The organism is Streptomyces sp. NPDC050145, assembly GCF_044460245.1.
In the GTDB taxonomy this organism is placed as follows: domain Bacteria; phylum Actinomycetota; class Actinomycetes; order Streptomycetales; family Streptomycetaceae; genus Streptomyces.
The window spans coordinates 116,717-140,920 of sequence record NZ_JBITJS010000022.1 but is presented as its reverse complement, the minus strand read 5'-3'; the positions used below and the strand labels follow the sequence as shown (position 1 = coordinate 140,920).

24 protein-coding genes are annotated in these 24,204 nt (G+C 72.1%); 9 read left to right on the top strand and 15 right to left on the bottom strand.

Annotation, left to right across the window (positions count from 1 at the left end; translation table 11 throughout):
• Positions 1 to 96: 96 nt before the first annotated feature.
• From pstS to mshD, 9 genes are all read right to left on the bottom strand, one after another.
• Entirely contained in the window at positions 97 to 1,221 is a 1,125-nt protein-coding gene (gene pstS / locus ACIBTU_RS34370) for a phosphate ABC transporter substrate-binding protein PstS (protein ID WP_399130598.1), read from the bottom strand.
• Positions 1,222 to 1,420: 199 nt separating this feature from the next.
• The gene (locus ACIBTU_RS34365) at positions 1,421 to 1,852 is read right to left on the bottom strand and encodes an NUDIX hydrolase (RefSeq protein WP_399130597.1); all 432 of its coding nucleotides are present in this window, start codon (positions 1,850 to 1,852) and stop codon (positions 1,421 to 1,423) included.
• A complete protein-coding gene (locus ACIBTU_RS34360; protein WP_399130596.1) occupies positions 1,849 to 2,817 on the bottom strand; it encodes a CHAD domain-containing protein in 969 nt (322 codons plus the stop codon). The genes ACIBTU_RS34365 and ACIBTU_RS34360 overlap by 4 nt, the downstream gene beginning before the upstream one ends.
• Positions 2,798 to 5,065: an RNA degradosome polyphosphate kinase gene (locus ACIBTU_RS34355; RefSeq protein ID WP_399130595.1), complete on the bottom strand. Its 2,268-nt coding sequence runs from the start codon at positions 5,063 to 5,065 to the stop codon at positions 2,798 to 2,800. Before ACIBTU_RS34355 ends, ACIBTU_RS34360 begins: the two co-directional genes overlap by 20 nt.
• 287 nt (positions 5,066 to 5,352) lie before the next feature.
• On the bottom strand, positions 5,353 to 6,306 hold the full coding sequence (locus ACIBTU_RS34350) for an ABC transporter permease (RefSeq protein WP_399130594.1): 954 nt from the start codon (positions 6,304 to 6,306) through the stop codon (positions 5,353 to 5,355).
• On the bottom strand, positions 6,303 to 7,292 hold the full coding sequence (locus ACIBTU_RS34345) for a hypothetical protein (protein WP_399130593.1): 990 nt from the start codon (positions 7,290 to 7,292) through the stop codon (positions 6,303 to 6,305). The genes ACIBTU_RS34350 and ACIBTU_RS34345 overlap by 4 nt, the downstream gene beginning before the upstream one ends.
• Positions 7,289 to 8,191 (bottom strand): ABC transporter ATP-binding protein, encoded by a 903-nt coding sequence (locus tag ACIBTU_RS34340; RefSeq protein ID WP_399130592.1) that lies wholly within the window; start codon positions 8,189 to 8,191, stop codon positions 7,289 to 7,291. The genes ACIBTU_RS34345 and ACIBTU_RS34340 overlap by 4 nt, the downstream gene beginning before the upstream one ends.
• Positions 8,188 to 8,655 carry a GntR family transcriptional regulator gene (locus ACIBTU_RS34335; protein WP_399130591.1) on the bottom strand — a complete coding sequence of 156 codons (468 nt, stop codon included), beginning with the start codon at positions 8,653 to 8,655 and terminating at the stop codon, positions 8,188 to 8,190. Before ACIBTU_RS34335 ends, ACIBTU_RS34340 begins: the two co-directional genes overlap by 4 nt.
• A gap of 116 nt (positions 8,656 to 8,771) precedes the next feature.
• Complete coding sequence (gene mshD, locus ACIBTU_RS34330; RefSeq protein ID WP_399130590.1) at positions 8,772 to 9,707, bottom strand: mycothiol synthase; 936 nt, start codon at positions 9,705 to 9,707, stop codon at positions 8,772 to 8,774.
• Positions 9,708 to 9,860: 153 nt separating this feature from the next.
• Between mshD and ACIBTU_RS34325 the strand changes: the two genes are divergently transcribed.
• On the top strand, positions 9,861 to 11,666 hold the full coding sequence (locus ACIBTU_RS34325) for a bifunctional metallophosphatase/5'-nucleotidase (RefSeq protein WP_399130589.1): 1,806 nt from the start codon (positions 9,861 to 9,863) through the stop codon (positions 11,664 to 11,666).
• Positions 11,667 to 11,784: 118 nt separating this feature from the next.
• Positions 11,785 to 13,053: a DUF2993 domain-containing protein gene (locus ACIBTU_RS34320; protein ID WP_399130588.1), complete on the top strand. Its 1,269-nt coding sequence runs from the start codon at positions 11,785 to 11,787 to the stop codon at positions 13,051 to 13,053.
• Between the two features lie 4 nt (positions 13,054 to 13,057).
• On the opposite strand, the gene ACIBTU_RS34315 is transcribed toward ACIBTU_RS34320, so the two are convergent.
• The 6 genes from ACIBTU_RS34315 to ACIBTU_RS34290 all read right to left on the bottom strand — a co-directional run bounded on the left by ACIBTU_RS34315 (position 13,058) and on the right by ACIBTU_RS34290 (position 18,484).
• The gene (locus tag ACIBTU_RS34315; protein WP_399130587.1) at positions 13,058 to 14,479 is read right to left on the bottom strand and encodes a sensor histidine kinase; all 1,422 of its coding nucleotides are present in this window, start codon (positions 14,477 to 14,479) and stop codon (positions 13,058 to 13,060) included.
• The gene (locus tag ACIBTU_RS34310) at positions 14,476 to 15,207 is read right to left on the bottom strand and encodes a response regulator transcription factor (protein ID WP_399130586.1); all 732 of its coding nucleotides are present in this window, start codon (positions 15,205 to 15,207) and stop codon (positions 14,476 to 14,478) included. The genes ACIBTU_RS34315 and ACIBTU_RS34310 overlap by 4 nt, the downstream gene beginning before the upstream one ends.
• A 46-nt stretch (positions 15,208 to 15,253) precedes the next feature.
• Positions 15,254 to 15,469, bottom strand: coding sequence for a hypothetical protein (locus ACIBTU_RS34305; protein ID WP_399130585.1), 216 nt, complete (start codon positions 15,467 to 15,469; stop codon positions 15,254 to 15,256).
• 32 nt (positions 15,470 to 15,501) lie between these two features.
• Positions 15,502 to 16,521 (bottom strand): S1C family serine protease, encoded by a 1,020-nt coding sequence (locus ACIBTU_RS34300; protein ID WP_399130584.1) that lies wholly within the window; start codon positions 16,519 to 16,521, stop codon positions 15,502 to 15,504.
• Positions 16,522 to 16,643: 122 nt separating this feature from the next.
• Positions 16,644 to 17,666 (bottom strand): LacI family DNA-binding transcriptional regulator, encoded by a 1,023-nt coding sequence (locus ACIBTU_RS34295; RefSeq protein ID WP_399130583.1) that lies wholly within the window; start codon positions 17,664 to 17,666, stop codon positions 16,644 to 16,646.
• 53 nt (positions 17,667 to 17,719) lie between these two features.
• The gene (locus tag ACIBTU_RS34290; protein WP_399130582.1) at positions 17,720 to 18,484 is read right to left on the bottom strand and encodes a response regulator transcription factor; all 765 of its coding nucleotides are present in this window, start codon (positions 18,482 to 18,484) and stop codon (positions 17,720 to 17,722) included.
• Positions 18,485 to 18,739: 255 nt separating this feature from the next.
• Here ACIBTU_RS34290 and ACIBTU_RS34285 point away from each other — a divergent pair, with 255 nt between their 5' ends.
• From ACIBTU_RS34285 to ACIBTU_RS34255, 7 genes are all read left to right on the top strand, one after another.
• Positions 18,740 to 19,573 (top strand): alpha/beta hydrolase, encoded by an 834-nt coding sequence (locus ACIBTU_RS34285; RefSeq protein ID WP_399130581.1) that lies wholly within the window; start codon positions 18,740 to 18,742, stop codon positions 19,571 to 19,573.
• A gap of 54 nt (positions 19,574 to 19,627) precedes the next feature.
• On the top strand, positions 19,628 to 19,882 hold the full coding sequence (locus ACIBTU_RS34280) for a MoaD/ThiS family protein (RefSeq protein WP_399130580.1): 255 nt from the start codon (positions 19,628 to 19,630) through the stop codon (positions 19,880 to 19,882).
• Positions 19,883 to 19,887: 5 nt separating this feature from the next.
• Entirely contained in the window at positions 19,888 to 21,105 is a 1,218-nt protein-coding gene (locus ACIBTU_RS34275) for a hypothetical protein (RefSeq protein ID WP_399130579.1), read from the top strand.
• Between the two features lie 177 nt (positions 21,106 to 21,282).
• The gene (locus ACIBTU_RS34270; RefSeq protein ID WP_399130578.1) at positions 21,283 to 22,011 is read left to right on the top strand and encodes a DUF2993 domain-containing protein; all 729 of its coding nucleotides are present in this window, start codon (positions 21,283 to 21,285) and stop codon (positions 22,009 to 22,011) included.
• A gap of 460 nt (positions 22,012 to 22,471) precedes the next feature.
• Positions 22,472 to 23,317, top strand: coding sequence for a sulfurtransferase (locus ACIBTU_RS34265; RefSeq protein WP_399130577.1), 846 nt, complete (start codon positions 22,472 to 22,474; stop codon positions 23,315 to 23,317).
• A gap of 31 nt (positions 23,318 to 23,348) precedes the next feature.
• The gene (locus ACIBTU_RS34260) at positions 23,349 to 23,636 is read left to right on the top strand and encodes a DUF1416 domain-containing protein (RefSeq protein ID WP_030784848.1); all 288 of its coding nucleotides are present in this window, start codon (positions 23,349 to 23,351) and stop codon (positions 23,634 to 23,636) included.
• 267 nt (positions 23,637 to 23,903) lie between these two features.
• Positions 23,904 to 24,164: a DUF3099 domain-containing protein gene (locus tag ACIBTU_RS34255; protein WP_399130576.1), complete on the top strand. Its 261-nt coding sequence runs from the start codon at positions 23,904 to 23,906 to the stop codon at positions 24,162 to 24,164.
• Positions 24,165 to 24,204 lie beyond the last annotated feature (40 nt).

The window sequence follows — 24,204 nt, the reverse complement described above, 5'->3', positions numbered from 1 at the left end:
CGGGGTTCAGGTGGGTTCGGCGGGGACTTCTGGCGGCGGTGCACCGGACGGTGCGGGCCGGCCGGACGCTCAGGTCCGGCCGGCCCGCACTCGGGGTCAGCTGAGGCCGGCGACGGTCTCGCGGACCTTCGCGTTGATCTCGGCCGGGATCGGGGCGTAGCCCAGGTCGGCCAGGGAGGCCTGACCCTCGTCGCTCGCCATGTAGGTGAGGAACGACTTGGTGGCGGCCAGGGTCTCGGCCTTGTTGCCCTTGTCGCAGGCGATCTCGTACGTGACGAGGACGATCGGGTAGGCGCCCTCGGCCTTGGTGCCGTAGTTCAGCTCCAGGGAGAGGTCCTTGCCGGAGCCCACGATCTTGGCGTCGGCGATGGCCTTCGAGGCGTTGTCCGTCGTGGCCTTGACCGGGGTCGCGGCACCGGTCGCGATGTCGACGGTGTTGATGCCCTTGGCGTAGGAGAGCTCCATGTAGCCGATGGCGCCGGCGGTCTGCTTGACCTGCTGGGCGACACCGGAGGAGCCCTGGGCGGACTGGCCGTCCTTGGCCATCCACGCCTTGCCGTGCTCGTACTTCCAGTCGGCCTTGGCCGTGGCGCCGAGGTACTTGGTGAAGTTGTCCGTGGTGCCGGACTCCTCGGAGCGGTGGAAGGCCTGGATCTTCGTCGACGGGAGCTTCGCGTCGGGGTTCAGCTTCTTGATCGCCGCGTCGTCCCACTTGGTGATCTTCGAGTCGAAGATCTTGGCGAGGGTCGGGGCGTCCAGGACGAGGTTGTCGACGCCGTCCAGGTTGTACGCGACGGCGATCGGGCCGCCGACCATCGGCAGGTCGATGCCCTGGCCGGTCTTGCACACCTTCTTGGAGGCGGCGACCTCTTCCGGCTTCAGCGGGGAGTCGGAACCGGCGAAGGCGACCTGGCCCTGGTTGAAGGCCTCGATGCCGGCGCCCGATCCGTCGGGCTTGTAGTTGATCTGCACGCCGGAGCAGGCCTGCGAGTAGGCCTTGCGCCAGGCGTCGATCGCGTTGGCCTGGGCCGAGGAGCCGGAGCCGAGGAGCTGGCCCTTGGCGTCGTCACACTTGATGTTGCCGGCCTTGGCGGAGGGCGCGTTGCTGTTCCCGCCGTTGCCCGTGTCGTCCGAGCCGCACGCCGTGAGGGCCAGGGCGCCAGTGACGGCGAGAGCGCCGAGGGAGAGGGCGCGGAGCCGGTTCTTGCGCTGAAGCTTCACTTTCGGATGTTCCTTCCAGGAGCCGCCGGCCGCGTGTCGTCTGGCGGCGTGCGAAAGTCTGCGGATTTTCAGTCGAGCGATGGCGTGCTCCCCGTTGCCGGGGGGCTCACCGCACAAGGCCGAAATTAGGCAGATCAGGTGAAGCGGCCGAAGGGCGAGAGTGAACGGCGGGTGAACCTCAGCGGGCGGTGCGGTGAGGTCACGGAGTGATTACGTCGAGCGAGTTCAGCAGGGCGTCGACGAGCCTGCGGTCGCGGGGCTGGGTGAGCTTGTCGCGGGCCTTCGCGGGCGCCAGCCACACCAGCCGGTCCACCTCGCGACTCGGCGTGAAAGCGCCCTCCGTGGCCTCGGCCGCCCAGTAGCTGACCCGCTTCGCGACACCCTGGGCGAGATAGCGCACCTCGGGCAGCACAGCGCCGGGCACACAGGCGAACCCGGTCTCCTCCCGCACCTCGCGCAGCGCGCAGGCCAGCGTCGTCTCACCCCGCTTGAGCTTGCCTTTCGGGTGCGACCAATCATCATATTTAGGCCTGTGGACGAGGCAGACCTGCACGCCGGAGGCGCCCGAGGAGCGACGCCACAGGACACAGCCCGCGGCCAGGAGCGCGCCGTCGTCCCCGTACACGCTCACGGCGTGCTCACCGGCTCCCGCCGCCACGCGTCCAGGAACGCCTCCCGCGCCGCCTCCACCTGATGCCGCTGGTCCGCGTGCAGCACGCCCAGGGCGTACGCGGTCGGCGGGGCGATGCGCGGGGTGCGGGCCGCCTGGGACGCGGCGGCGGCCGCCTCGGCGGCATCCCGGTGGGCGTTCAGGGCGTGCGCGGCCGACGACAGGCGTACGGCGTCGGCCGGCGGGCCCGGGACGACCTCCAGGGCGTAGCGGTGCAGGCGCAGCAGCAGCCGGACGTGGTGCCAGGGCGTGTCCGAGCCCGAGTCGTACTGGCTGTACGGGGGCCGTCCGCCGAGCCCCGCGACCGCCTCCGTGAGCCGGGCCTCCGCCTCGGCCGCGAACCGGTCGAGGGGGGCGTCCGCGCCGGACAGCGGCACCTCGCTGGCCAGCACCGCGACACTGTCCGCCACCGCGTGGAAGCGGGAGCTGCCGAGCGCCTGGAGGGCCGTGCTGTGTGCCCGCGTCCTGGCCAGGGTCAGCTGGCGGTCGAGGAGCGCGGCCGCCTTCGCCGCGCCGAGCGCGAGGGTCTCCCGGCCGGGCGGCGCGGCCGGCGTCCCGGGTTCGGCGCGCTGGGCCGGGGGCGCGACCGTGCTGGTGGTCAGCCGGTGCAGGGCCTCCGCGAGCCGGGCGAGCCGGTCCCCGTACGCGTGCTCGTGGGCCAGCGTGCCGGACAGCCAGGCCAGTTCGGGCCGCAGGGCGTCCGACCACTCGGCGTCGAGCAGCGGCCGGAAGGTGTGCAGGGTGCCGCTGATCCTGCGGGCGGCGCGGCGCAGGGCGCGGGCCGCGTCCGCCGTGTCGCCGGCCGCGCCGCTCTCGCGGTGCTGCCGCAGCGCACGCAGGAAGTCGGTCGCCCGGTTCCGCAGATGGGCCCCGAGCACGGCGTCCGTCCCGTACGCCTCGCTGGACTCAAGGTGTTGCTGTGCCACGCCGGCGCCTCCGGGCGTCTATGAGCATCTCCTGTACGTTGCGCAGGGGCCGCCCGTCCGCGTCTGTCGCGTGGCGGGTCCACTCGCCGTCCGGGCCGAGGTGCCAGGAGGCGGTGGTGTCGGACATCCCCGTTTCGAGCAGCCGGTTCAGGGCCGCGCGGTGCGCCGGGTCGTCGACGCGGACCAGGGCCTCGATCCGGCGGTCGAGATTGCGGTGCATCATGTCGGCGCTGCCGAACCAGACCTCGGGGTCGCCGCCGTTGCCGAACGCGAAGACCCGCGAGTGTTCCAGGAAGCGGCCGAGGACCGAGCGGACCCGGATGTTCTCGGACAGGCCCGCGACGCCGGGGCGCACCGCGCAGATGCCGCGCACCCACACGTCGACGGGCACGCCCGCCTGCGAGGCCCGGTAGAGGGCGTCGATGACGGCCTCGTCGACCATCGAGTTGACCTTGATCCGGACGTAGGCCGGGCGGCCCGCGCGGTGGTGCTGCACCTCCTGCTCGATCCGCGTGACCAGGCCGGTGCGCAGCGAGCGCGGGGCGACCAGGAGGCGGCGGTAGGTGGCCCGGCGCGAGTAGCCGGACAGCCGGTTGAACAGGTCGGACAGGTCGGCGCCCACGTCCTGGTTCGCGGTGAGCAGGCCGAGGTCCTCGTACAGCCGGGCCGTCTTCGGGTGGTAGTTGCCGGTGCCGACGTGGCTGTAGCGGACGAGGGTGTCGCCCTCCTGGCGCACGACGAGCGACAGCTTGCAGTGTGTCTTCAGGCCGACGAGGCCGTAGACGACGTGGCAGCCGGCCTCTTCCAGCTTGCGGGCCCACTTGATGTTGGCCTGCTCGTCGAAGCGGGCCTTGATCTCGACGAGGACCAGCACCTGCTTGCCCGCCTCCGCCGCCTCTATCAGCGCGTCGACGATCGGTGAGTCGCCCGAGGTCCGGTACAGCGTCTGCTTGATCGCGAGGACGTCCGGGTCCTGGGCCGCCTGCTCCAGGAACGCCTGCACGGACGTGGAGAACGAGTCGTAGGGGTGGTGCAGGAGCACGTCGTGGCCGCGCAGCGCCGCGAAGATGTCGGGCGCCGAAGCGGACTCGACCTCGGCGAGGTCACGGTGCGTGCCCGCGACGAACTTCGGGTACTTCAGCTCGGGCCGGTCCAGGCCCGCTATCGCGAACAGGCCGGTCAGGTCGAGCGGCCCCGGCAGCGGGTACACCTCCGACTCGCTGATCTTCAGCTCCCGTACGAGGAGGCTGAGGACCTCGGAGTCGATGGTCTCCTCGACCTCCAGGCGCACCGGCGGGCCGAAGCGGCGCCGCATGAGCTCCTTCTCCAGCGCCTTGAGGAGGTTCTCGGCGTCGTCCTCCTCGACCTCCAGGTCCTCGTTCCGCGTCACGCGGAACATGTGGTGCTCCTCGATCGTCATGCCGGGGAACAGCTCGCCCAGGTGCCGGGGCGCCGAGATCACGTCCTCGATCGGTACGTAGCGCTGCGGCGAGGCCTCCAGGAAGCGGGCCAGCAGCGGCGGGACCTTGACGCGGGCGAAGTGGCGGTGGCCGGAGACCGGGTTGCTGACGACGACCGCGAGGTTCAGGGAGAGGCCCGAGATGTACGGGAAGGGGTGCGCGGGGTCGACGGCCAGCGGGGTCAGAACCGGGAAGATCTGCTGCATGTACAGCGTGTAGAGCCGGGCCTGCTCCTTCTCCGTCAGCTCGTGCCAGCGGACGATGTGGACGCCCTCGTCGGCGAGCGCCGGGGCGATCTCCTCCTGGTAGCAGGCGGCGTGCCGGGCCATGAGCTCGCGGGAGCGGTTCCAGATCAGCTCCAGGACCTCGCGGGGCTGGAGGCCGGAGGCGGAGCGGGTGGCGACGCCGGTCGCGATGCGGCGCTTGAGTCCCGCGACCCGCACCATGAAGAACTCGTCGAGGTTCGAGGCGAAGATGGCCAGGAAGTTCGCGCGCTCCAGGAGCGGGGTGTTCGGGTCCTCGGCGAGCTCCAGGACCCGTTCGTTGAACGCCAGCCAGCTGCGTTCGCGGTCCAGGAAACGTCCCTGCGGGAGTTCGTCGCCCTCCGCGCGGCCGCTGTAGTCCTCCTCGTAGTCGTCCGGATCGGCATCGATGTCGGCGACGATCCCGGCGAGCTTCGCGTCGAAGTCACCGGCCGCGACGGGATGCGGGCGGTGGGCGGCGAGGGAGCCTACGGAGGGCTGGGCCTTGGGGGACGACTGGTCCTGGGCGGCGTTCGGCTGGCTCATGCGCCCATTCTTCCGCGCGAGGGCGCGCGGGGGCGCGCTGGAATCCGTCGGGCGGTCGGGAACGGGTGCGGGGGGTTGCATTTCGTGAGGGTCGCAAGGTCGTCTGAATCGTTGGTTACGGCGACATGACGTGCGGGATATCTGGGGCTGGCCCGCACGCGCCGTAACTTCGAGGGGTTCGTCGCCGGGTGCGGGCCCGGTGGGGGCTGGTCGCGCAGTTCCCCGCGCCCCTAGAGGCGAACGGCTTCGCCGTTCAGCCTCTAGGGGCGGAGAGGCCGCAATCGACGCTACTTGGCAGACGGGACCCGGCGCCGTAGGAGCCAGAAGGCCGCGTAGGTCAGGGCCGAGACCACGGCCAGGACGACGCCCGTCTCCATCAGCTGCATGGGCCAGAAGTGGGCCGGGGGGTGGCCCTCGCGGTAGAAGCCGGTGATGTTGTGCTCGGTGAGGCAGGCGCGGTCGTCGACGCACATCGGGTCCTCGACCCGCGCCCCGGATCCCGTGATCGCGCCCTCACCGGTGAGCTGGCCGGCGAAGAAGCGGTAGCCCTGCTCGACGGAGCCGGTGACCGTGCGGGTGGTCCACAGGTGCGGGCGGAGCTGTCCGAGGAGGGTGGAGAGGACGAGGAGGAGTACTCCGGAGGTCGCGGCGGCGGGAAGGGCCCGGCGGTGCAGCAGCGCGCCGAGCGCCCCGCAGGCCAGCCCCAGCAGGGGCAGGGCGACGGCGACCGTGCCGAGCGTGTCGAAGGAGCCGGCGGCGTACCACTGGTTGTCGGTGAGGCCGGGGGCCCGGGCGACGACGGCCTGGCGCAGGGCGATGAGGAGGCCGGTGCCGAGGGTGAGGGCCAGTGCCGGGAGGGCCAGCTTCGCGGTGAGCCAGCGGACCGGGGTGACGGACTGCGACCAGGTCAACTGGGCGGTCCCGCGCTCCAGTTCGCGGCCGAGGACGAGACCGCCGATGTACAGCGCGACGGCGAGCGGTACGGCGGCGAGCGTGACGTCGACGGTGAGGGTCGCGAAGTGGTAGGCGCCCGCGGTCGGGCCCTGGGCGACGCAGGAGTTGGCCACGCCGGCGACGCAGCGCCCGGCGATGCCGAGCCCCGAGGTGCCGGGGCCGATGAGCCACAGCTGGACGCCCGCGCAGAGCGCCACGTAGGCGACCCAGAGCCACAGCGCGATCTGGTGCAGCTTGAGGACCGTCCAGGTCAGGCCGGTGCGGGGCGAGAAGGTCAGGGCGCTCATGCGGAGGCCTCCTTGCGGCGGGGCTGGTAGCGGCGCAGCACGAGGAACGCGGCGGCGACGGCGAGGGCGGTCAGGGTGAGGAGGAGGCCCGTCTCGGCGAGCTGGCGGGGCCAGTAGTCGGGCGAGGGCAGGTAGTGGCGGGTGAACCCGGTGATGTCGTGCCGGTCCAGGCAGGCCTGCGTGGTGCAGCCGGGGTCGCGGATCTCGGCGCCGGTGGAGGTGACGGCCCGGCTGTGCACGGGCAGTTCCGGCGTCTGGTGGCGGCCCTGGAAGGGCCAGGAGTTGCCGCGGAACGCGCCGACCAGGTACGTGCCGATGCCGGCGACGGCGAGCGCGGGCAGGGTGCGGCGCAGCACGAGCGCGGCGAGGACGCCGAAGGCGAGGCCGAACAGGGCGTTGGCGACGGTCGCGGGGCCGACGGAGAAGGCGAGGTCGCGCGGGCCGATACCGGCGACGAGCAGGTGGTTGCGGTCGTCCCAGACCAGGCGGTACAGGACGACGATCAGGGTGGTGCCGGCGGTGACGAACAGTGCGGGCACGGCGAGCTTCGCGGCGAGCCAGCGGGCCGGGGACACGGACTGGGTCCAGGCCAACTGGACGGTGCCCGACTCCAGTTCGCGCGTGATCAGCGGTCCGGCCGCGAAGACGGCGACGGCGACCGCGGCGATGCGGGCCCAGGACAGCGGATCGTAGAAGAGGGAGTCGAAGCTGAGGTAGAAGCCCCAGCCGAGGTCGTGGCGGTTGGCCTCGAAGGCGCCCTCGTAGCCGAGGGAGTCGAAGGCGCGCATGACCTCGGACGAGCCCGGGCCCCACAGCCACAGCAGCAGGCCGAGGCTGATCGCGACGTATCCGGTCCAGGCCCACAGGGCGGTGCGGTGCAGGCGCAGGGTCGTCCAGACGAGGCCGTCGGGGCCGGGCAGGGTGCGCCGGACGCGGGCGGTGTCCTTCTCGGAAGTGGAAGCGGGAGCGGGGGCGGGGGCGCTCATGCGGACACCTCCGGGGTCAGCGGGGCGGGGGCCGGGCCGGTGCTCGGGGTGAGCAGGGCCGGGGCGTCGGGGGAGCGCAGGTGGGCGAGGAGCAGTTCCTCCAGGGAGGGCTCCTGGACGGCCCAGCCGGCGCCGAGCGCGCCGTCGCGGCGGATCAGCGCGGTGATGCCGCGGCCGGAGGCGCGGGACTCGACGACGGTGTGGCCGCTGAGGTCGCCGCGGCCGGTGACGAGGCTGTGGGCGCCGATCAGGTCGTCGATGCCGCCGCCGAGCCGGATGCGGCCGCCGCCCAGGAGGAGCAGGTGGTCGCAGGCGTCGGCGAGCTCGGCGACGATGTGCGAGGACATGAGGACGGTGGTGCCGTGCTCGGCGGCGTCGGCCATCAGGGTGCCCATGAGCTCGTGCCGGGCGAGCGGGTCGAGGTCGGCCATCGGCTCGTCGAGCAGCATCAGCTCGGGCCGCTTGCCGAGGGCCAGGGCGAGGGCGACGCGGGTGCGCTGGCCGCCGGAGAGCGAGCGGATGCGGGCCTTCGGGTCGAGGTCGCCCTGCGCGACGATGCCCGCGGCGTACGGGGCGTCCCAGCAGCCGGGGTTGAGCTCGGCGCCCAGGCGCAGGGTGTCGGCGATGGTCAGCTGCGGGTACAGCGGCTTGTCCTGCGACAGGTACGCGACCTTGGCGCGGTGCTCGCCGGGGGCGCCGCCGAGGACGGTGACCCGGCCGGAGGTGGGGCGCAGGAGTCCGGCGGCGATGGCGAGCAGGGTGGACTTTCCGGCGCCGTTGGGCCCCACCAGGGCGCTGACGCGGCCGGCCGGGAGCCGGAACGCGCAGTGGTCGAGGGCGGCGATGCCTCGCCGCCCGTAGCGCTTGACGAGGCCGGTCGCCTCGATGGCCGTGGTCATGCTGTCCCCTCGGTGCTGCTCGTGGTGCTTGTGGTGCGCTCGGTGCCGGTGGTCGTGCCGGCCTGCGCGGTGCGGAAGTGTGCGTCCAGTGCGCTGCCGAACAGGGCGGCCACGTCCTCGCGGTCGAGCCCTGCCTCCTTCGCGCGTCTCGTCCAGTCCTCCAGCTCGGCTCGCAGCGGCGAGTCGGCGGGGGACGAGCCCAGTGACCTGCGGACGAACGTGCCCAGGCCGCGGCGGGCTTCGACGAGTCCGGAGCGCTCCAGCTCGCGGTAGGCCTTCAGCACCGTGTTCGGGTTGATGGCCGTCGCCTCGACGACCTCGCGGGCGGTGGGCAGTTTGTCCCCGGGCTCCAGCAGGCCCAGCCGGAGAGCCTGCTCGGTCTGGTGGACGATCTGCAGATAGGTGGCGACGCCGCTGGAGCGGTCGATGCGGAACTCGATGACGGGCCCCGTGTCTCCTGCCACGTCGTACCCCCTTTCCCTACTTTCACTAATCAAGTAGTGAAAGGGTGATGCAAGAAAGGGGCCGGCGTCAAGCGACACCGGCCCCTCTGGGTCTTAGCTCTGGGTGAAACCCCAGGTCAGGACTCTGTGCGGTACATCAGATCCGTCTCGTACGTGCTGAAGCCGAGCCGCTCGTACACACTCACCGCCGCCTTGTTGTCCGCGTCGACATAGAGCATCGCCGTCGGCAGACCGGCCGCCGCGAGATGCCGCAGCCCCGTCGTCGTGAGCGCCTTGCCGAGCCCGCCGCCCTGGTTCCCCGGCGCCACACCGACCACGTACACCTCGCCGATCCGCTCCGCGGCGTGCACCTTCGTCCAGTGGAAGCCGACCAGCTCGTCCCCCTGGAACGCCAGGAAGAAGCCCGCCGGGTCGAACCACGGCTCCGCCTTGCGGTCGTCCAGGTCCCGCTGGGTCAGCGAGCCCTGCTCGGGGTGGTGCGCGAACGCCGCCGCGTTCACCGCGAGCCACGCCGCGTCGTCCTGCCCCGGCACGAACGTACGGATCCGTACACCCGCCGGCAGCACCGGGTCCGGCAGCGCCAGGTCGCTCAACGAACGCCGCATCTGCCGCAGTTCACGGAACAGGGTCAGGCCGAGCACCTGCGCGAGGTGCCGCGCCGCGCTGTGCCCGCCGTGCGCCCACACCCGCAGCCGCTTCCCGGACGCGGCGAGCAGCGCCGCGCCCAGCGCCCGCCCGTGCCCGTGCCCGCGGTGCGCCGGACGCACGACCAGCTCGGCGGCCGGCGCCTCGACCGGATCGGTGTCCTCGAGCTGCGCGTAGCCCGCGAGCTCCCCGCCGACGGTCAGCAGCAGATGCCGCACGCCCTCCCGCTCGCCGCCCCGCAGCTGCAACCGCCCCTGCTCCGACACGGCCTGCTGGCCGTCGGTCCTGGCGGCCTCGGCGAGCAGGGCGAGAACCTCGTCCGCCTGCCCGGCGGACAGAGCTGACAGGGTGTCGATCGCTCGGCCCGGAACGGCCGGATCGCTGGCGTTTACGGAGTCCGTGGTCATGACTACGAGGGTACGGGCCGCCCCGCCCCGGAGAAGGGCAACGGGCTTGTAACCTGCAACCCCCTGTCGCGCTACGCGCGTTGACTCTAGGCTGCCCCGGGTCACCGTCGTCGCGCAGGAGCGTCGCGGACACCGCAATCGCAGGGGGGACACATGCCCGTGAAAAGGAACCGGCCGGGACGCCGGATCAGAGCAGCGCTCGCCGCGACCGCCACGCTCGCCACCGCCGGCGCGCTGGTCGCCGCGCTGCCCGCAGGGGCCACGCAGCAGGACCGGGACCGGCAGGGCCAGGGCCGCTACCAGGACGTCCAGCTGCTCTCGTTCAACGACTTCCACGGCAACCTGGAGCCCCCGGCCGGCTCCTCCGGGCAGGTCACCGAGAAGCAGCCCGACGGGACCTCGAAGGCGATCGACGCGGGCGGCGTCGAGTACCTCGCCTCGTCCCTGCGCACCGCGCGCCAGGGCCACCCGTACAGCGTGACCGCCGCCGCCGGTGACCTCGTCGGCGGCAGCCCGCTGCTGTCCGGCCTGTTCCACGACGAGCCCACCGTCGAGGCCATGAACAAGCTGGACCTCGACGTCACCAGCGTCGGCAACCACGAGTTCGACGAGGGCGCCGAGGAGCTGGCCCGGCTGCAGAACGGCGGCTGCCACCCCGACGCCGGCTGCTACGAGGGCGGCCGCACCTTCGAGGGCGCCGACTACCCCTACCTCGCCGCCAACGTGACGGACGAGAAGACCGGCAAGCCCATCCTCAAGCCCTACTGGGTGTGGAAGAACAAGGGCGTGAAGGTCGGCTTCATCGGCGTCACCCTGGAGGGCACGCCGGACATCGTGACCGCCGACGGCGTCAAGGGCCTCGAGTTCCACGACGAGATCGAGACCGTCAACAAGTACGCGAAGATCCTCGACAAGCAGGGCGTGAAGTCGATCGTCGCGCTCATCCACGAGGGCGGCGCCCCGGCCTCGGGCGACTACAACTACGACTGCGACTCCCCGGGCGCCGGCGACGGCATCTCCGGTCCGATCGTCGACATCGCCAAGGGCATCACCCCGAAGGTCGACGCGCTCGTCACCGGCCACACCCACCAGGCCTACGTGTGCACGATCCCGGACCCGTCCGGCAAGCCCCGCATGGTCACCTCCGCGTCCTCGTTCGGCAAGGTCTACACGGACACCACGCTGACCTACGACCGCCGCACCCAGGACATCGTGCGGACCTCGGTGAAGTCCGCGAACCACGTCGTGGCCCGCACCCAGCCCAAGGCCGCCGACATGACCGAGCTGATCGGCCGCTGGGACAAGCTGGCCGCGCCGGTCGCGAACCGGCCCGTCGGCCACATCTCCGCCGACATCCTGGGCCGGGGCGCGAAGACCCCGGAGGAGCCGCTCGGCGACCTGATCGCCGACGCGCAGCTCGCCTACGGCAAGTCCCTCGACCCGAAGACCTCGCTGGCCCTGATGAACCCGGGCGGCGTCCGCTCCGACCTCGTCCACAAGGCGAGCGGCAGCGAGGGCGACGGCGTCGTGACGTACCGCGAGGCCTTCGCCGTGCAGCCGTTCGGCAACACGGTCAACCTCGCCGACCTCACCGGCGCCCAGGTGATCGAGGCGCTCCAGCAGCAGGTCAGCGGCTCCAACGAGGCCTCGCCGAGGGTGCTTCAGCCGTCGGCCGGGCTCACGTACACGCTCGACATGACGAAGACCGGCGCGGCCCGGCTCGTCGTCGACACGGTCAAGCTGAACGGTGCGGCCATCGACCCGGCGGCCACCTACCGCGTCGCGATGAACGCGTTCCTCGCGGGCGGCGGCGACGGCTTCAAGGCGCTCGGCCAGGGCAGGAACCCGTTCGTCGGCGCCGACGACCTCAAGGCGTTCGGCGACTACCTGACCGCGAACTCCTCCGCGCAGAACCCGATCGCCCCGCCGAAGGCGGACCGCGTCACCATCCTCAAGTAGGCGCGGCACAGCGCTTCTTGGGGCATGTTCGAGTGGCTCACGGCTCTTCGCCGTGGGCCACTCGCGCGGGGTGAAGGTTGTTTGCGCGAAGGGTGGGGTTGTGTGGTGGAATCACCCGATGCGTACCCCCCACCGCATAGCTGACGACCACATATCTGACGGCCGCACCCCCTTTGATGGGCCGCTCACCGAATCGGTTCCCTCGGATCCGGACCCGCGCGCGTACGCGAACCCGTACGACGAGCTCGCGGCCCTCGCCGGGAACCCGCTGGACGAGTTCCTGCACGAGGAGCCCGACGACCCCGACGACACGGACTGGACGCCGCCCAACCACCGGCGCGGCAGCCGCCGCCGCAACCGCTTCGCGGGCCTGTCCCTCGCGGCGAAGGGCGTCATCGCCGTCCTCGTCCTCACCGCCTTCCTCACGCTCGCCGACCGCTGGGCCCTGCTCTACGCCGAGCACGAGGCTGCCCAGCAGCTGAAGCGGCAGATGAAACTGACCGCCGCCCCCGAGGTCGAGATCGAGGGCTTCCCCTTCCTCACCCAGCTCGCCGACCGCCGCGTCGACGAGATGAAGATCACCGTCCCCGACGTCGCCGCCGACCGCGTCACCCTCGCCGAGGTCTCCGCGACGGTGCGCGACGTCCGCATCACCGGCGAGGGCCTGACCGGCATCAGCGGCGCGCAGGCCGACGCCATGAACGGCGAGGTGCTGCTCAGCTTCGCCGACATGAACCGCGAACTGGGCGCCTCCCAGGTCACCTTCACCGGGCACGGCCGCGACAAGGTCCTGGCCCGCGGCATCCTGCCCGTGGCCGGACACGACCTGAAGGTCCGGGCCGACGCCACCATCCGCCGCCTGGGCACCACCGGCATCAGCACGGACATCGACGGCATGAGCCTGAGCATCGGCGACCTCGCCACCTACCGGCCCGGCACCGGCACCTCCCAGGGCCTGCACCTGAGCCGCCGCTCGGTCGCCCGGGTCACCGCCGAGACCGACAAGGCCAAACGGCTGCTGTCCATCCCCGCGCTCATGCACCGCGTCGGCGTGCCCGACCGGGCGGTGCGCGCGGCCCTGCGCAGCGACACGAAGCTCGCCGAGCTCACCGGCTCGCCCCGCTTCGTGCACCAGCTGATGCGCATGAACCTGATCGACATCGCGCTCGACCATCCCTGGCTGCTGAAGAAGGTCGGGCTCGATCCGTCCCTGCTCGACAGCCTGTCCCGGCTCACCCGCCCCGCCCTCGCGGACCGCCTCTCCCTCGCGTTCCGGCTGCCGGAACTGCCCCGCGACCACGGGTACGTACGCCTGCGGGACGTGTCCGTCGAGAAGGACGGCATCCGCGTCGAGCTGTCCGGCGCCGGCCTCAGCGTCGGCGGCTGACCGCCTACGGCAGCTCGGGCGGCGGCGCCGGGGCCCCCGGCAGCGTGACCGTGGCGACCGTGCCGCCGCCGTCCGCCGCCGCGAGCGCGACCTCGCCGCCCATCGCCTCCACCGTGCGCGCCACGATCGAAAGGCCGAGCCCCGAACCGGGCAGCGCCCGCGCCGTCGGCGAGCGCCAGAACCGGTCGAAGACGTACGGCAGTTCCTCGTCCGGGATGCCCGGGCCGTGGTCCCGCACGGTGAGCGCCCCGCGCATCAGCCGGACCTCGACCGCGCCCCGCTCGGGGCTGAACTTCACGGCGTTGTCCAGCAGGTTCACGATCGCCCGCTCCAGCGCCGCCGGTTCGGCCCGCACGTACCAGGGCGCGAGCTCCGCGCTCACGGTCAGCTCGGGGCCGCGCAGCCGCGCCCGTTCGACCGCACTGCGCACGGTGTCGTGCAGCGAGACGACCTTGAGCGGCGCGTCGTCCGCGGTCAGGCCGCCCCGGGACAGCTCCTGGAGGTCGCCGATGAGCGCGGCGAGCTCGGTCATCTGCGCCTTGAGCGAGGCGAGGAGCGCCCTGCGGTCGTCGGGCGGGATGGCGCGGCCCGTCTCCTCGCTGCGGGTGAGCAGCTCGATGTTGGTGCGCAGGGAGGTCAGCGGGGTGCGCAGCTCGTGCCCGGCGTCCGCGATGAGCTGCTGCTGGAGTTCACGGGACGCGGCGAGCGAGGCGGTCATCGAGTTGAACGACGCGGACAGGCGGGCGATCTCGTCGTCGCCCTCGACGGGGATGCGCACGGTGAGGTCCTCGGTGCGGGCCACGTGCTCGACGGTGTCGGTCAGCTCGTCGACGGGCCGCAACCCGGTGCGCGCGACCCACAGGCCGGCCGCGCCCGCGCCGAGCACGCCGATGCCGCCGACGAGGAGCAGGATCCAGGCCAGCGAGGTGAGCGGCCGGTCGATCTCGCTCAACGGCTGGGCGATGGAGACGGCGTACCGGTCCTGGAGCAGTCCGGCGGCGCCGGGCGGAGGCCGGTACGTGTAGACGCGCTGGGCCTCGCCCTTCTCGTTGTCCGCCGAGTGCAGGGTGAAGTCGCGCTCTCCGGAGGCCACTTGGGTGTCGGCCGTCTCGGCGGCGATCGGGGTCTGCCCGGGGCCGGTGCAGGTGCGGCCGGAGGCCGTCACCAGCTGCACCGTGTAGTTGCCGACCGGCGACGGGGCCTGGGTCACGTTGCCCAGGCACGCGGCGGTCAGCTGCGACACATAGCCGTTGTCGACCTTGGTCCCCTTCAGCGAGGAGTCCATCTGCGACTGGAGCTGGGCCCGCGTCATGAACCAGCAGGTGACCGCGACCGCCGCGACCGCCGCCGCCACCGCGCCCGCGACGAGCAGCGCGAGCCGGGAGCGCAGGGGCAGCCCGCGCAGCCGGCGCAGCCACCCGCTCACTCGGCCCCGCCCGACCGCAGCACGTAGCCCACGCCCCGCACGGTGTGCACGAGCCGCGGCTCGCCGCCGGCCTCCGTCTTGCGGCGCAGGTACATCACGTACACGTCCAGGGAGTTGGAGGACGGCTCGAAGTCGAAGCCCCACACGGCCTTGAGGATCTGCTCGCGGGTCAGGACCTGGCGCGGGTGCGCCAGGAACATCTCCAGGAGCGTGAACTCGGTGCGGGTCAGCTCCACGGTCCGCTCGCCCCGGGTCACCTCGCGGGTCGCCGGGTTCATCCGCAGGTCGCCGAAGGACAGCACGTCGGAGTCGTCCGCGGCGCCGGCCGCCGCGTACCCGCTGCGCCGCAGCAGTGCCCGCACCCGCGCGAACAGCTCGTCGAGCTCGAACGGCTTGACCAGGTAGTCGTCGGCGCCCGCGTCGAGCCCGGTGACGCGGTCGCCGACCGTGTCGCGCGCGGTCAGCATCAGGATCGGGGTGGTGGAGCCGGTGGCGCGCAGCCGGCGGGCCGCGGTCAGTCCGTCCATGCGCGGCATCTGGATGTCGAGCACGACGAGGTCGGGCCGGTACGCGGCGGCCTTCTCCAGGGCGTCCGCGCCGTCCACGGCGACCTCGGTGGCGTACCCCTCGAAGGCGAGGGAGCGCTGGAGCGCCTCCCGCACTGCGGGCTCGTCGTCCACGATGAGGATGCGGTGCCGGTCGTCACGGTCGCCGTCGGCGGGGCTCATGGGCTGCGTTTTCCTGTCGGTGGGAGAGGGGCGTACGGACGGGCCTTCAGCCTCGCACGGCGGCCCGCCGCTCGCGTGCGGCACGGCGCGCGGCCTTTGCCTGCGCCTGCGTCTTCGTCTTGGCCTTCGTCTTCGTCGTGGTCGGGACGAGTTCGGGGGCGCGGGTGGCCGGTGGGTTCAGGGCGGCGGCGACGGCGAGCGCGAGGCCGGTGTCCGCGGGGCCGTGGGCGGTCGCGGGGTGCGGGTGGACGGGGGAAGCCATGGGGTCCTCCTGCGATGGACGGGACGCGGCGGTCAGCTGTTCGTGCCGCCCGCGCGCAGGGTGTCGAGGTCTGCCTTGAGGGTGTTGACGGGGATCGCGAAGCCGAGGCCGACGCTGCCGGCGCTCGACGAGGAACCGGCGTCCTGGGCGCTGGAGTACATCGCCGAGTTGATGCCGATGATGTTGCCGTTCATGTCGATCAGCGCGCCGCCGGAGTTGCCCGGGTTGAGCGAGGCGTCGGTCTGGATCGCCTTGTACGTGGTCGTGGACGAGCCGGTGTCGCCGTTGAACTCCCTGCCGCCGAACTCGAAGGGCCAGCTGCCGTCCCCGCCGCCCTGCTGCTGTTGCTGCTGCTGTCCCTCGTCGGTGGAGACGGTGACGTCGCGGTCGAGCGCGGAGACGATGCCGCTGGTGACGGTGCCAGTCAGGCCCTCGGGGGAGCCGATCGCGACGACCTGGTCGCCGACCTTCACGCCGGAGGAGTCGCCGAGCGTCGCGGTCTTGAGGCCGGAGGCGTTCTTCAGCTTGATCAGCGCGAGGTCCTTCTTGGCGTCGGTGCCGACGACCTCCGCCGTGTACGTCTTGCCGTCGCTGGTGCGCACCTTCACGGAGGAGGCCCCGGCGATGACGTGGTTGTTGGTGACGATCTCGCCGTCACCCGTGAGGATGACGCCCGAGCCGGTCGAGGATCCGGAGCTGAGCTCCGCGTTGACCTCGACGATCGACGGGCTGACCGCCTGCGCGACCCCGGCGACGGTGCCTCGCTGGCTGCTCGGCACGACGGTGGTGCTGGTGGAGCTGGAGGCGGCGGTGTCGCTGCCGGTCAGCTCCTGGAAGGCGTACGCGGTGCCGCCGCCGACGGCCGCCGCAGCGACCGCCACGGCCGCCAGCAGTCCGACCGGGCCGCGCAGCCGCTTCCGCCGCGGCGCCTCGGGGGCCGCCGTGGCCGCCGCGTCCGGCGCGTGGGCCGGCGGGGGCGGGTAGGCGCCGTAGGAGGAGCCCTGGGGGTACTCGTGCTGGTACTCGCCGCTGGGGCGGAAGCTCTCGGTCATGTCATTCAGCGTGCGACGCCGACATGAGAGCTGTCTGAGTGCTCCCTGAGAGTCCCGGCAGAAGCCTGTTTGCCCGATATAAAGACCGATGTGAAGACGGGTCGGGGCTCAGGAGCGCGCGGCTACTCGCAGCCGCAGGACTGCCGCACGACCAGCCGGGACGGGAACAGCTTCAGCCGTTCGCGCCGCGACCCCGCGACCCGCAGCGAGTCGTCGAGCACGAGGTCGACGGCGGCCCGCGCCATCGCCGAGCGGTCCGAGGCGACCGTGGTCAGCGGCGGATCGGTGAGCCCCGCCTCCTTCACGTCGTCGAACCCGGCGACGGCCAGCTCGCCCGGCACCTCGATGCGCAGCTCACGCGCGGCCCGCAGCACGCCGATGGCCTGGTCGTCGGTGGAGCAGAAGATCGCCGGCGGCCGGTCGGGCCCGGCGAGCAGCTCGAGCGCCACCTGGTACGCGTCGTAGCGGTTGTACGGGGCCTCGAAGAGCCGCCCCTCGGTCGACAGGCCGGCCTCGCCCATCGCGCGCCGCCAGCCCTCGACGTGGTCCGAGACGGGGTCGCCCACGGACGGCGTCTCGGCGGTGCCGCCGAGGCAGGCCACGTACGGGTACCCGTGCTCCAGGAGGTGGCGGGTGGCGAGCTGGGCGCCGCCCAGGTCGTCGGTGACGACGGCGACGTCGTCGATCGCCTCGGGGCGCTCGTGCAGCAGCACGACGCGGGCGTCCCACGCCTCGATCTCGGTGGCCGCCAGATCGTTGAGACCGTGGCTGACGAGGATCAGGCCGGAGACCCGCATGCCGAGGAAGGCCCGCAGATAGTGCACCTCGCGGTCGGCCACGTAGTCGGAGTTGCCGACCAGGACCATCTTTCCGCGCTCGGACGCGGCCTGTTCCACCGCGTGCGCCATCTCCGCGAAGAACGGCTGGCGCGAGTCCGGCACGATCATGCCTATGAGGTCGGTGCGCCGCGAGGCCATGGCCTGGGCGACCCGGTCGGGCCGGTACCCCAGCTCCTTGATCGCGGCGAGCACCCGCTCGCGCGTGGCCGGGGCGACCGGCCGGGGTCCGTTGTTGATCACGTAGGACACGACGGCGGTCGAAGTACCCGCCAGTCGCGCAACGTCGTCCCGAGTCACCTTGGCCACGCGCGGAGTCTACGCGGATGGAACCTCTCCTGGGCAGGGCGTAAGCCCCGAACCTAGGAGTCGGCCCGGACCGGCTCGCCCTTCGGCTCCGCCTGCTGCTCGGTCTGCTGCTCCGTCTTCTTCGCCGGCTTCTCGCCCTTGTCGGGCTTCTCGGGGGTGACGAACCGGTAGCCGACGTTCCGCACGGTGCCGATGAGGGACTCGTGCTCGGGGCCCAGCTTGGCCCGCAGCCGCCGTACGTGCACGTCCACGGTGCGGGTGCCGCCGAAGTAGTCGTAGCCCCAGACCTCCTGGAGCAGCTGGGCGCGGGTGAAGACCCGGCCCGGGTGCTGCGCGAGGTATTTCAGGAGCTCGAACTCCTTGAAGGTGAGATCGAGGATCCGCCCCTTGAGCTTCGCGCTGTAGGTGGCCTCGTCCACCGACAGGTCGCCGTTGCGGATCTCCATGGGGGAGTCGTCGGCGACGATCTGCTGGCGGCCCATCGCGAGCCGCAGCCGTGCCTCCACCTCGGCGGGACCCGCGGTGTCGAGCAGGACGTCGTCGATGCCCCAGTCGGCGGTGACGGCGGCGAGGCCGCCCTCGGTCACCACGAGCACCAGCGGACAGCCGGGCCCGGTGGAGCGCAGGAGCTGGCACAGGCTGCGGACCTGTGGCAGGTCACGGCGCCCGTCGATGAGGATCACGTCGGCGCCGGGGGTGTCGACGAGGGCCGGGCCCTCCGCCGGAGCCACCCGCACGTTGTGCAGGAGCAGGCCGAGGGCGGGGAGCACCTCCGTCGACGGCTGAAGGGCATTGGTGAGGAGCAGCAGAGAGCTCATCGCGCTCCACCCGCCCGGGTCGTCCTGTCTTCGTGCACGGTTCGCTCGCCCATAACGTCTGGTTCCTCCTCGGTCCCTGCGAGGACGTTTGCGGCACTGCTTCGTACTGCGCGTACTTGCGTACTCGGTCGGGCCCGCGCCCCGGGCCCGTGCGCGTCCGGTGTGATGAGCGTCGTTCGTATACAACGCTCCAGAACGCACAAAAGGACTCGGGGGCTGCATTGCCCGAGTCCTCTGTCCAGCAGAATAGCCCACATGAATCGGCGTCCGGCAGGTGACGAAGACGGATCTTCTGTGCGACCGGTCACTGAACCGTCACGTCGCGCGACCCTGCGGACACAGGACGCGGTCGCGATCGACGCCGCCTACGAGCCCGGTCCGGCGCCCGGCACCGACCTCGCGATCGTGCTCGCGCACGGCTTCACCGGCGATCTGGAGAGGCCCCACGTGCGGCGCGCCGCGGCGCTGTTCGCCCAGCGTGCGGCCGTGATCACGTTCTCCTTCCGGGGGCACGGGCGGTCCGGCGGGCGGTCCACGGTCGGCGACCGCGAGGTGCTCGATCTGGCGGCGGCGGTGGCCTGGGCCCGTTCACTCGGGCACACCCGCGTGGTGACGGTCGGCTTCTCGATGGGCGGCTCCGTCGTCCTGCGGCACGCGGCGATGTACCGGGGGCGCACGGAGGCACACACCGACGGAGTGGTCGCGGTGAGCGCCCCGGCCCGCTGGTTCTACCGGGGCACCGCCCCGATGCGCCGTGTCCACTGGGCGGTCACCCGTCCCACGGGCCGGATGGTGAGCCGCCTCGGGCTGCGCACCCGGATCCACCCCCGCGACTGGGACCCGGTGCCGCTCTCGCCCGTCGAGTCGGTGCCCCTGCTGGCGCCGACGCCACTGCTCGTCGTGCACGGCGACAGCGACCCGTACTTCCCCGTCGACCACCCGCGGATGCTGGCCGAGGCCTCCGGCGGGAGCGCCGAGCTGTGGCTGGAGCCCGGCATGGGGCACGCCGAGCACGCGGCGAGCGACGAGCTGCTCGCCCGGATCGGGGACTGGGCGGCGAAGGCCGGTGCCGGGGGTGCCGCAGAATAGGACGCCGACCGGATCGCAGGACACATCGCAGGACACACGAAGGGAGCCGTCTCCATGGCACAGGGCACGATCCGCTACTGGGCGGCGGCCAAGTCGGCCGCCGGAGTCGCGGAGGAACCGTACGACGCCGACACCCTGGCCGACGCGCTCGCCGGGGTCCGCACACGACACCCCGGGGACCTGGTGCGTGTCCTGCAGCGTTCCTCGTTCCTCGTCGACGGGAACCCCGTCGGCACCCGGGATCATGAGACGGTACGGCTGGCCGAGGGCGGCACGGTCGAGGTGCTCCCGCCGTTCGCAGGAGGGTGACCCCGATGAGCAACAACCAGTACGACCCGTACGGGCAGCAGGCCCACGGGCAGCAGTACGCGCCGCAGCCCGAGGCCGCCGACGCCACCCAGCAGTGGCAGGGCCAGACCTGGGACACCCAGGTGCAGCCCGCGCAGCAGCCGTACCTGCCGCCGCAGCAGTACGACGCGGGGCAACAGCAGTACGCGCAGGCCCAGCAGCCGCAGTACCAGGAGCAGCCGCAGCAGCAGTCGTACGCGCAGCAGCAGTCGTACGGGCAGCCGCAGCCGCAGGCTCAGCCGTACGCGCAGCCTCAGCCGGACCCGATGACGGAGGTCCTGCCGCCGGTCCGCGCGCAGGCGCCGGCGCAGGCCCAGCCGCAGCCGCAGCCGCAGCCGCAGCCGCAGCCGCAGGCCGAACCCGCGCCCGCGCAGTCCGCCTCCGGGGAGCCCGCCTACGGCCGCGCCACCGTCACCGGCAACACCCGCGTCACCGACGCCCAGCGCGCCCGCGCCGAGGGCCGCTCGCCGGTCATCGAGCCCGGCATGCAGCCCGCCGGACTCACCGCCGCGCTCGGGCTGCTGCTCGCGGGCGGCGCCGCCGTCGGCCCGTACGCGCTGCTCGTGCCGCTGCTGCTCCTCCAGGCCGTCACGGCCGCCGGCTGGTTCCGGCTGAACGGCATGTGGCCCGCCCGGCAGGGCATCGCCCTCGCCTTCCTCGGCGGCGTCGTCGCCGACGTCGCGCTCCTCGCGGCGGGACGGGAGCACGGGCCCGCCGCGATCCTCGGCACCCTCGGCGTCTGGGTCCTGCTCACCCTCGTCCTCCAGCTCCGCTCGCACGCCGACCCGGACGAGCGGATGTACGGCCTGATGGCGACCGTCGTCTCGGCGGCCCTCGCGATCGTCGCCGCCGGTCACCTCGCGGCCCTCCCCGACGCGGTGACGGTCGGCGGGATCGCCGTCGCGGCGACCGTCGTGGCCCGCGCCCTGCCGCTGCCCACGCCCGCGTCCGTCGTCGTCGCCCTGATGGCCGCGGCCGCGGGCGGCCTCGCGGCGGGCGCCCTCACCGGCTTCGGCACGGGCGGCGCGCTGCTCGGCCTCGGCGCCGGGGTCTGCGCCCTGATCGGCCACCGGGTCGCCTCGTACGACTACCCGTCGAAGTTCGTGCACATGACGGCGGGCGTCGCGCTTCCGCTGGCCGCGGCCGCCCCGGCCGTCTACCTGCTGGGCCGCGCCCTGGGCTGACCGCGCCGACTCCCGCGCACCACGGCGGCGGGCTCTGATCGACAAGTTGGGAACAAGTCGGCCGGAGCCCGCCGTCTTCTCATTACCGGCACGTACGCTCGCGGCAGGAACCACTTCCGGCGCGGGGGACACCGAAGGCAGCCGGGGGACGCCAGACCATGGGGGAGCTTCCGGGCCATGCGCGCACTGCGAATACTGCTGATCATCGTCGTCATCCTCGGCGGCCTCTTCGTGATCGCCGACCGGGTGGCGGTGAACCTGGCCGAGGACGAGGCGGCCGACAAGGTGCGCACGAGCGAGGGCCTGGCGAGCACGCCGACCGTGTCCATCAAGGGCTTCCCGTTCCTCACCCAGATCGCCGGCAGCTCCCTGGACGACGTCGAGATCGGCATCAAGGACTACGAGGCCAAGAGCGGCAGCGGCACCATCCGCATCGCGGACCTGAACGCCGAGATGCACGGCGTGACCTTCGACAGCGGCTACACCTCGGCCACCGCCGACTCCGCCACGGGCACCGCCCGCGTCTCCTACGACGAGCTGCTCAAGGCCGTCCGCAAGCAGGACCCGGCGCCGGTCGCGCCCGGCATCACGGCGAAGATCGACGGCCTGTCCTACGGGGGCGGCGACAAGATCAAGGTCCTGCTCGCGGTGAAGACCCCGCTCGGCACGCTGCACCCGACCGTCATGAGCGCCGTGCAGGTCAAGGGCGGCAAGGTCTCGGCCCGCGCGGACAGCCTGCCGAAGGTCGGCGCGTTCGACATGGCCGAGGGGCGGGTGCGGGCCGTGACCGACTTCCAGCAGGCGATCGACGACCTGCCGGCCGGTATCGAGCTCGACAAGGTCGAGGCGGTCACGGACGGCGTCGAGATCACCGTGAAGGGTTCGGACCTGAAGCTCATCGGGTAGCTCATCGGATAGCTCGCCGGCCAGCTCACCGGATAGCTGGTCGGATAGCCGTTCGAACGAGGGGAAATCGGGCGCCTGTCCGCGATGCGAGACGGCGCCGTCCGCACAGTAGAAGAGCAGGGAAGACTCCCCGCCCCGGAGGCCCGCGCGAGCGCCTCCGGGGCGTTTCACATCCCAGATAGTGGATGATCCCGTCTCATAATCCGATACACCGGTGACAGGCGGCCCTGAGCGTCCTTACGATCGGACGCATGATGCAACAGGCGGAATTCACGAAGCGGCGGGCAGTGGACCTGTGCCGCGTCGCCGCCATGCTCTGTCGCACCGTCTGAGCGGGCCGTGCGGCGACGCCGCCGAATCCCCGCTTTCCCCCCGGACCCCTCGAGACGACTCGGGGTCATCCGTGCACCCCCGCACACCCCTTCCGCATGCCCCCGCAACTGCCCCGGAGGAATACAGCATGAGCCGCAGCGACGTCCTGGTAGACGCCGACTGGGTCGAGGCGAACCTCGACAACGCGAACGTGGCGATCGTCGAGGTCGACGAGGACACGTCGGCGTACGACAAGAACCACATCAAGAACGCGATCCGCATCGACTGGACCGACGACCTCCAGGACCCGGTCCGCCGCGACTTCATCGACCAGGCCGGCTTCGAGGCGCTGCTGTCGAAGAAGGGCATCGCCAACGACACGACCGTCGTCCTCTACGGCGGCAACAACAACTGGTTCGCCTCCTACGCCTACTGGTACTTCAAGCTCTACGGCCACCAGGACGTGAAGCTCCTCGACGGCGGCCGCAAGAAGTGGGAGCTCGACTCCCGCGACCTGGTCGACGGCTCCGAGGTCCCCAACCGCCCGGCCACCCAGTACAAGGCCAAGGCCCAGGACACCTCGATCCGCGCCTTCCGCGACGACGTCGTGGCCGCGATCGGCACCCAGAACCTCGTCGACGTGCGCTCCCCCGACGAGTTCTCCGGCAAGCTGCTCGCCCCGGCGCACCTCCCGCAGGAGCAGTCGCAGCGTCCGGGCCACGTCCCGTCCGCCCGCAACATCCCGTGGTCGAAGAACGCCAACGACGACGGCACGTTCAAGTCGGACGACGCGCTCAAGGAGCTCTACGCCGCCGAGCAGGTCGACCTGGCGAAGGACTCCATCGCCTACTGCCGCATCGGTGAGCGCTCGGCCCTGACCTGGTTCGTGCTGCACGAGCTGCTCGGCGTCGAGAACGTCAAGAACTACGACGGCTCGTGGACCGAGTACGGCTCCCTCGTCGGCGTGCCGATCGAGCTCGGCGCCAACAAGTAACCAACGGCCTTTACCTCTCAAGGAGTTCAGTATGTGTGGAGCGAAGGCCGGCGGCCCCGACGCCTCGACGATCAAGCCCGGTGAGACCACCATCCAGGGCCAGGTGACCCGCGACGGCGAGCCGGTGACGGGCTACGTCCGTCTCCTCGACTCGACCGGCGAGTTCACCGCGGAGGTCCCCACCTCCGCCACGGGCCAGTTCCGCTTCTACGCGGCCGAGGGCACCTGGACCGTCCGCGCCCTGATCCCCGGTGGCACCGCCGACCGCACGGTCGTCGCGCAGACCGGCGGTCTCGCGGAGGTCGCGATCGCCGTCTGAGCGATCACCTGACGGCCGGAGGGCCGCACCCCAGGGGGTTGGACGCCACTGGTACGGGGTGCGGCCCTCCGGCATGCCCGAGCCCGCTCCACCGGGACTACGCTGGAAACATGCTTGCGCGGCGTAAGCACATCGCGCCTTCTTTCTGCGGCTCTCGCACTGCTTCGCAGGCTTCGGGCCGCTGCGTCGGACTCCGTCCGCCGGCCTGGGGTGAAGCGGCGCTTTTCAGGGCTGGGCCCCGGCCCCCGCACGATCTACGCTGGAAACATGCTCGCGCGGCGTAAGCACATCTACTTCGCCATGATGGGCGTCTGTATCGCGCTCTTCGTCCTGGCCTGGAGTGTCGTGCGGCTCTGGTCGGTACCGGCCGCCGTCGCCATGTGCGTGGTCGCCATGGTCATCCCGCCCTTCGCCGCCATGGTCGCCAACCGGCGCGGCCCCGACGACCGCTGGTGGGACGACCCGTCCGGCGACCAGAAGTCCGACGAGTGGTGGGACGAACTGGACGGCAAGAAGCGCCGCCCCTGAACCTCGCCGCTGAGCTGCTGGAACGTGGCTGTTTCGTGAT

Coding starts and splice junctions, on each gene's coding strand:
- ACIBTU_RS34350 (WP_399130594.1), bottom strand. CDS start 6,306: ATGAGCGCCCTGACCTTCTCGCCCCGCACCGGCCTGACCTGGACGGTC.
- ACIBTU_RS34290 (WP_399130582.1), bottom strand. CDS start 18,484: ATGAGCTCTCTGCTGCTCCTCACCAATGCCCTTCAGCCGTCGACGGAG.
- mshD (WP_399130590.1), bottom strand. CDS start 9,707: ATGACCACGGACTCCGTAAACGCCAGCGATCCGGCCGTTCCGGGCCGA.
- ACIBTU_RS34345 (WP_399130593.1), bottom strand. CDS start 7,292: ATGAGCGCCCCCGCCCCCGCTCCCGCTTCCACTTCCGAGAAGGACACC.
- ACIBTU_RS34340 (WP_399130592.1), bottom strand. CDS start 8,191: ATGACCACGGCCATCGAGGCGACCGGCCTCGTCAAGCGCTACGGGCGG.
- ACIBTU_RS34285 (WP_399130581.1), top strand. CDS start 18,740: ATGAATCGGCGTCCGGCAGGTGACGAAGACGGATCTTCTGTGCGACCG.
- ACIBTU_RS34280 (WP_399130580.1), top strand. CDS start 19,628: ATGGCACAGGGCACGATCCGCTACTGGGCGGCGGCCAAGTCGGCCGCC.
- ACIBTU_RS34325 (WP_399130589.1), top strand. CDS start 9,861: ATGCCCGTGAAAAGGAACCGGCCGGGACGCCGGATCAGAGCAGCGCTC.
- ACIBTU_RS34270 (WP_399130578.1), top strand. CDS start 21,283: ATGCGCGCACTGCGAATACTGCTGATCATCGTCGTCATCCTCGGCGGC.
- ACIBTU_RS34355 (WP_399130595.1), bottom strand. CDS start 5,065: ATGAGCCAGCCGAACGCCGCCCAGGACCAGTCGTCCCCCAAGGCCCAG.
- ACIBTU_RS34275 (WP_399130579.1), top strand. CDS start 19,888: ATGAGCAACAACCAGTACGACCCGTACGGGCAGCAGGCCCACGGGCAG.
- ACIBTU_RS34320 (WP_399130588.1), top strand. CDS start 11,785: ATGCGTACCCCCCACCGCATAGCTGACGACCACATATCTGACGGCCGC.
- ACIBTU_RS34310 (WP_399130586.1), bottom strand. CDS start 15,207: ATGAGCCCCGCCGACGGCGACCGTGACGACCGGCACCGCATCCTCATC.
- ACIBTU_RS34255 (WP_399130576.1), top strand. CDS start 23,904: ATGCTCGCGCGGCGTAAGCACATCTACTTCGCCATGATGGGCGTCTGT.
- ACIBTU_RS34300 (WP_399130584.1), bottom strand. CDS start 16,521: ATGACCGAGAGCTTCCGCCCCAGCGGCGAGTACCAGCACGAGTACCCC.
- ACIBTU_RS34260 (WP_030784848.1), top strand. CDS start 23,349: ATGTGTGGAGCGAAGGCCGGCGGCCCCGACGCCTCGACGATCAAGCCC.
- ACIBTU_RS34305 (WP_399130585.1), bottom strand. CDS start 15,469: ATGGCTTCCCCCGTCCACCCGCACCCCGCGACCGCCCACGGCCCCGCG.
- ACIBTU_RS34265 (WP_399130577.1), top strand. CDS start 22,472: ATGAGCCGCAGCGACGTCCTGGTAGACGCCGACTGGGTCGAGGCGAAC.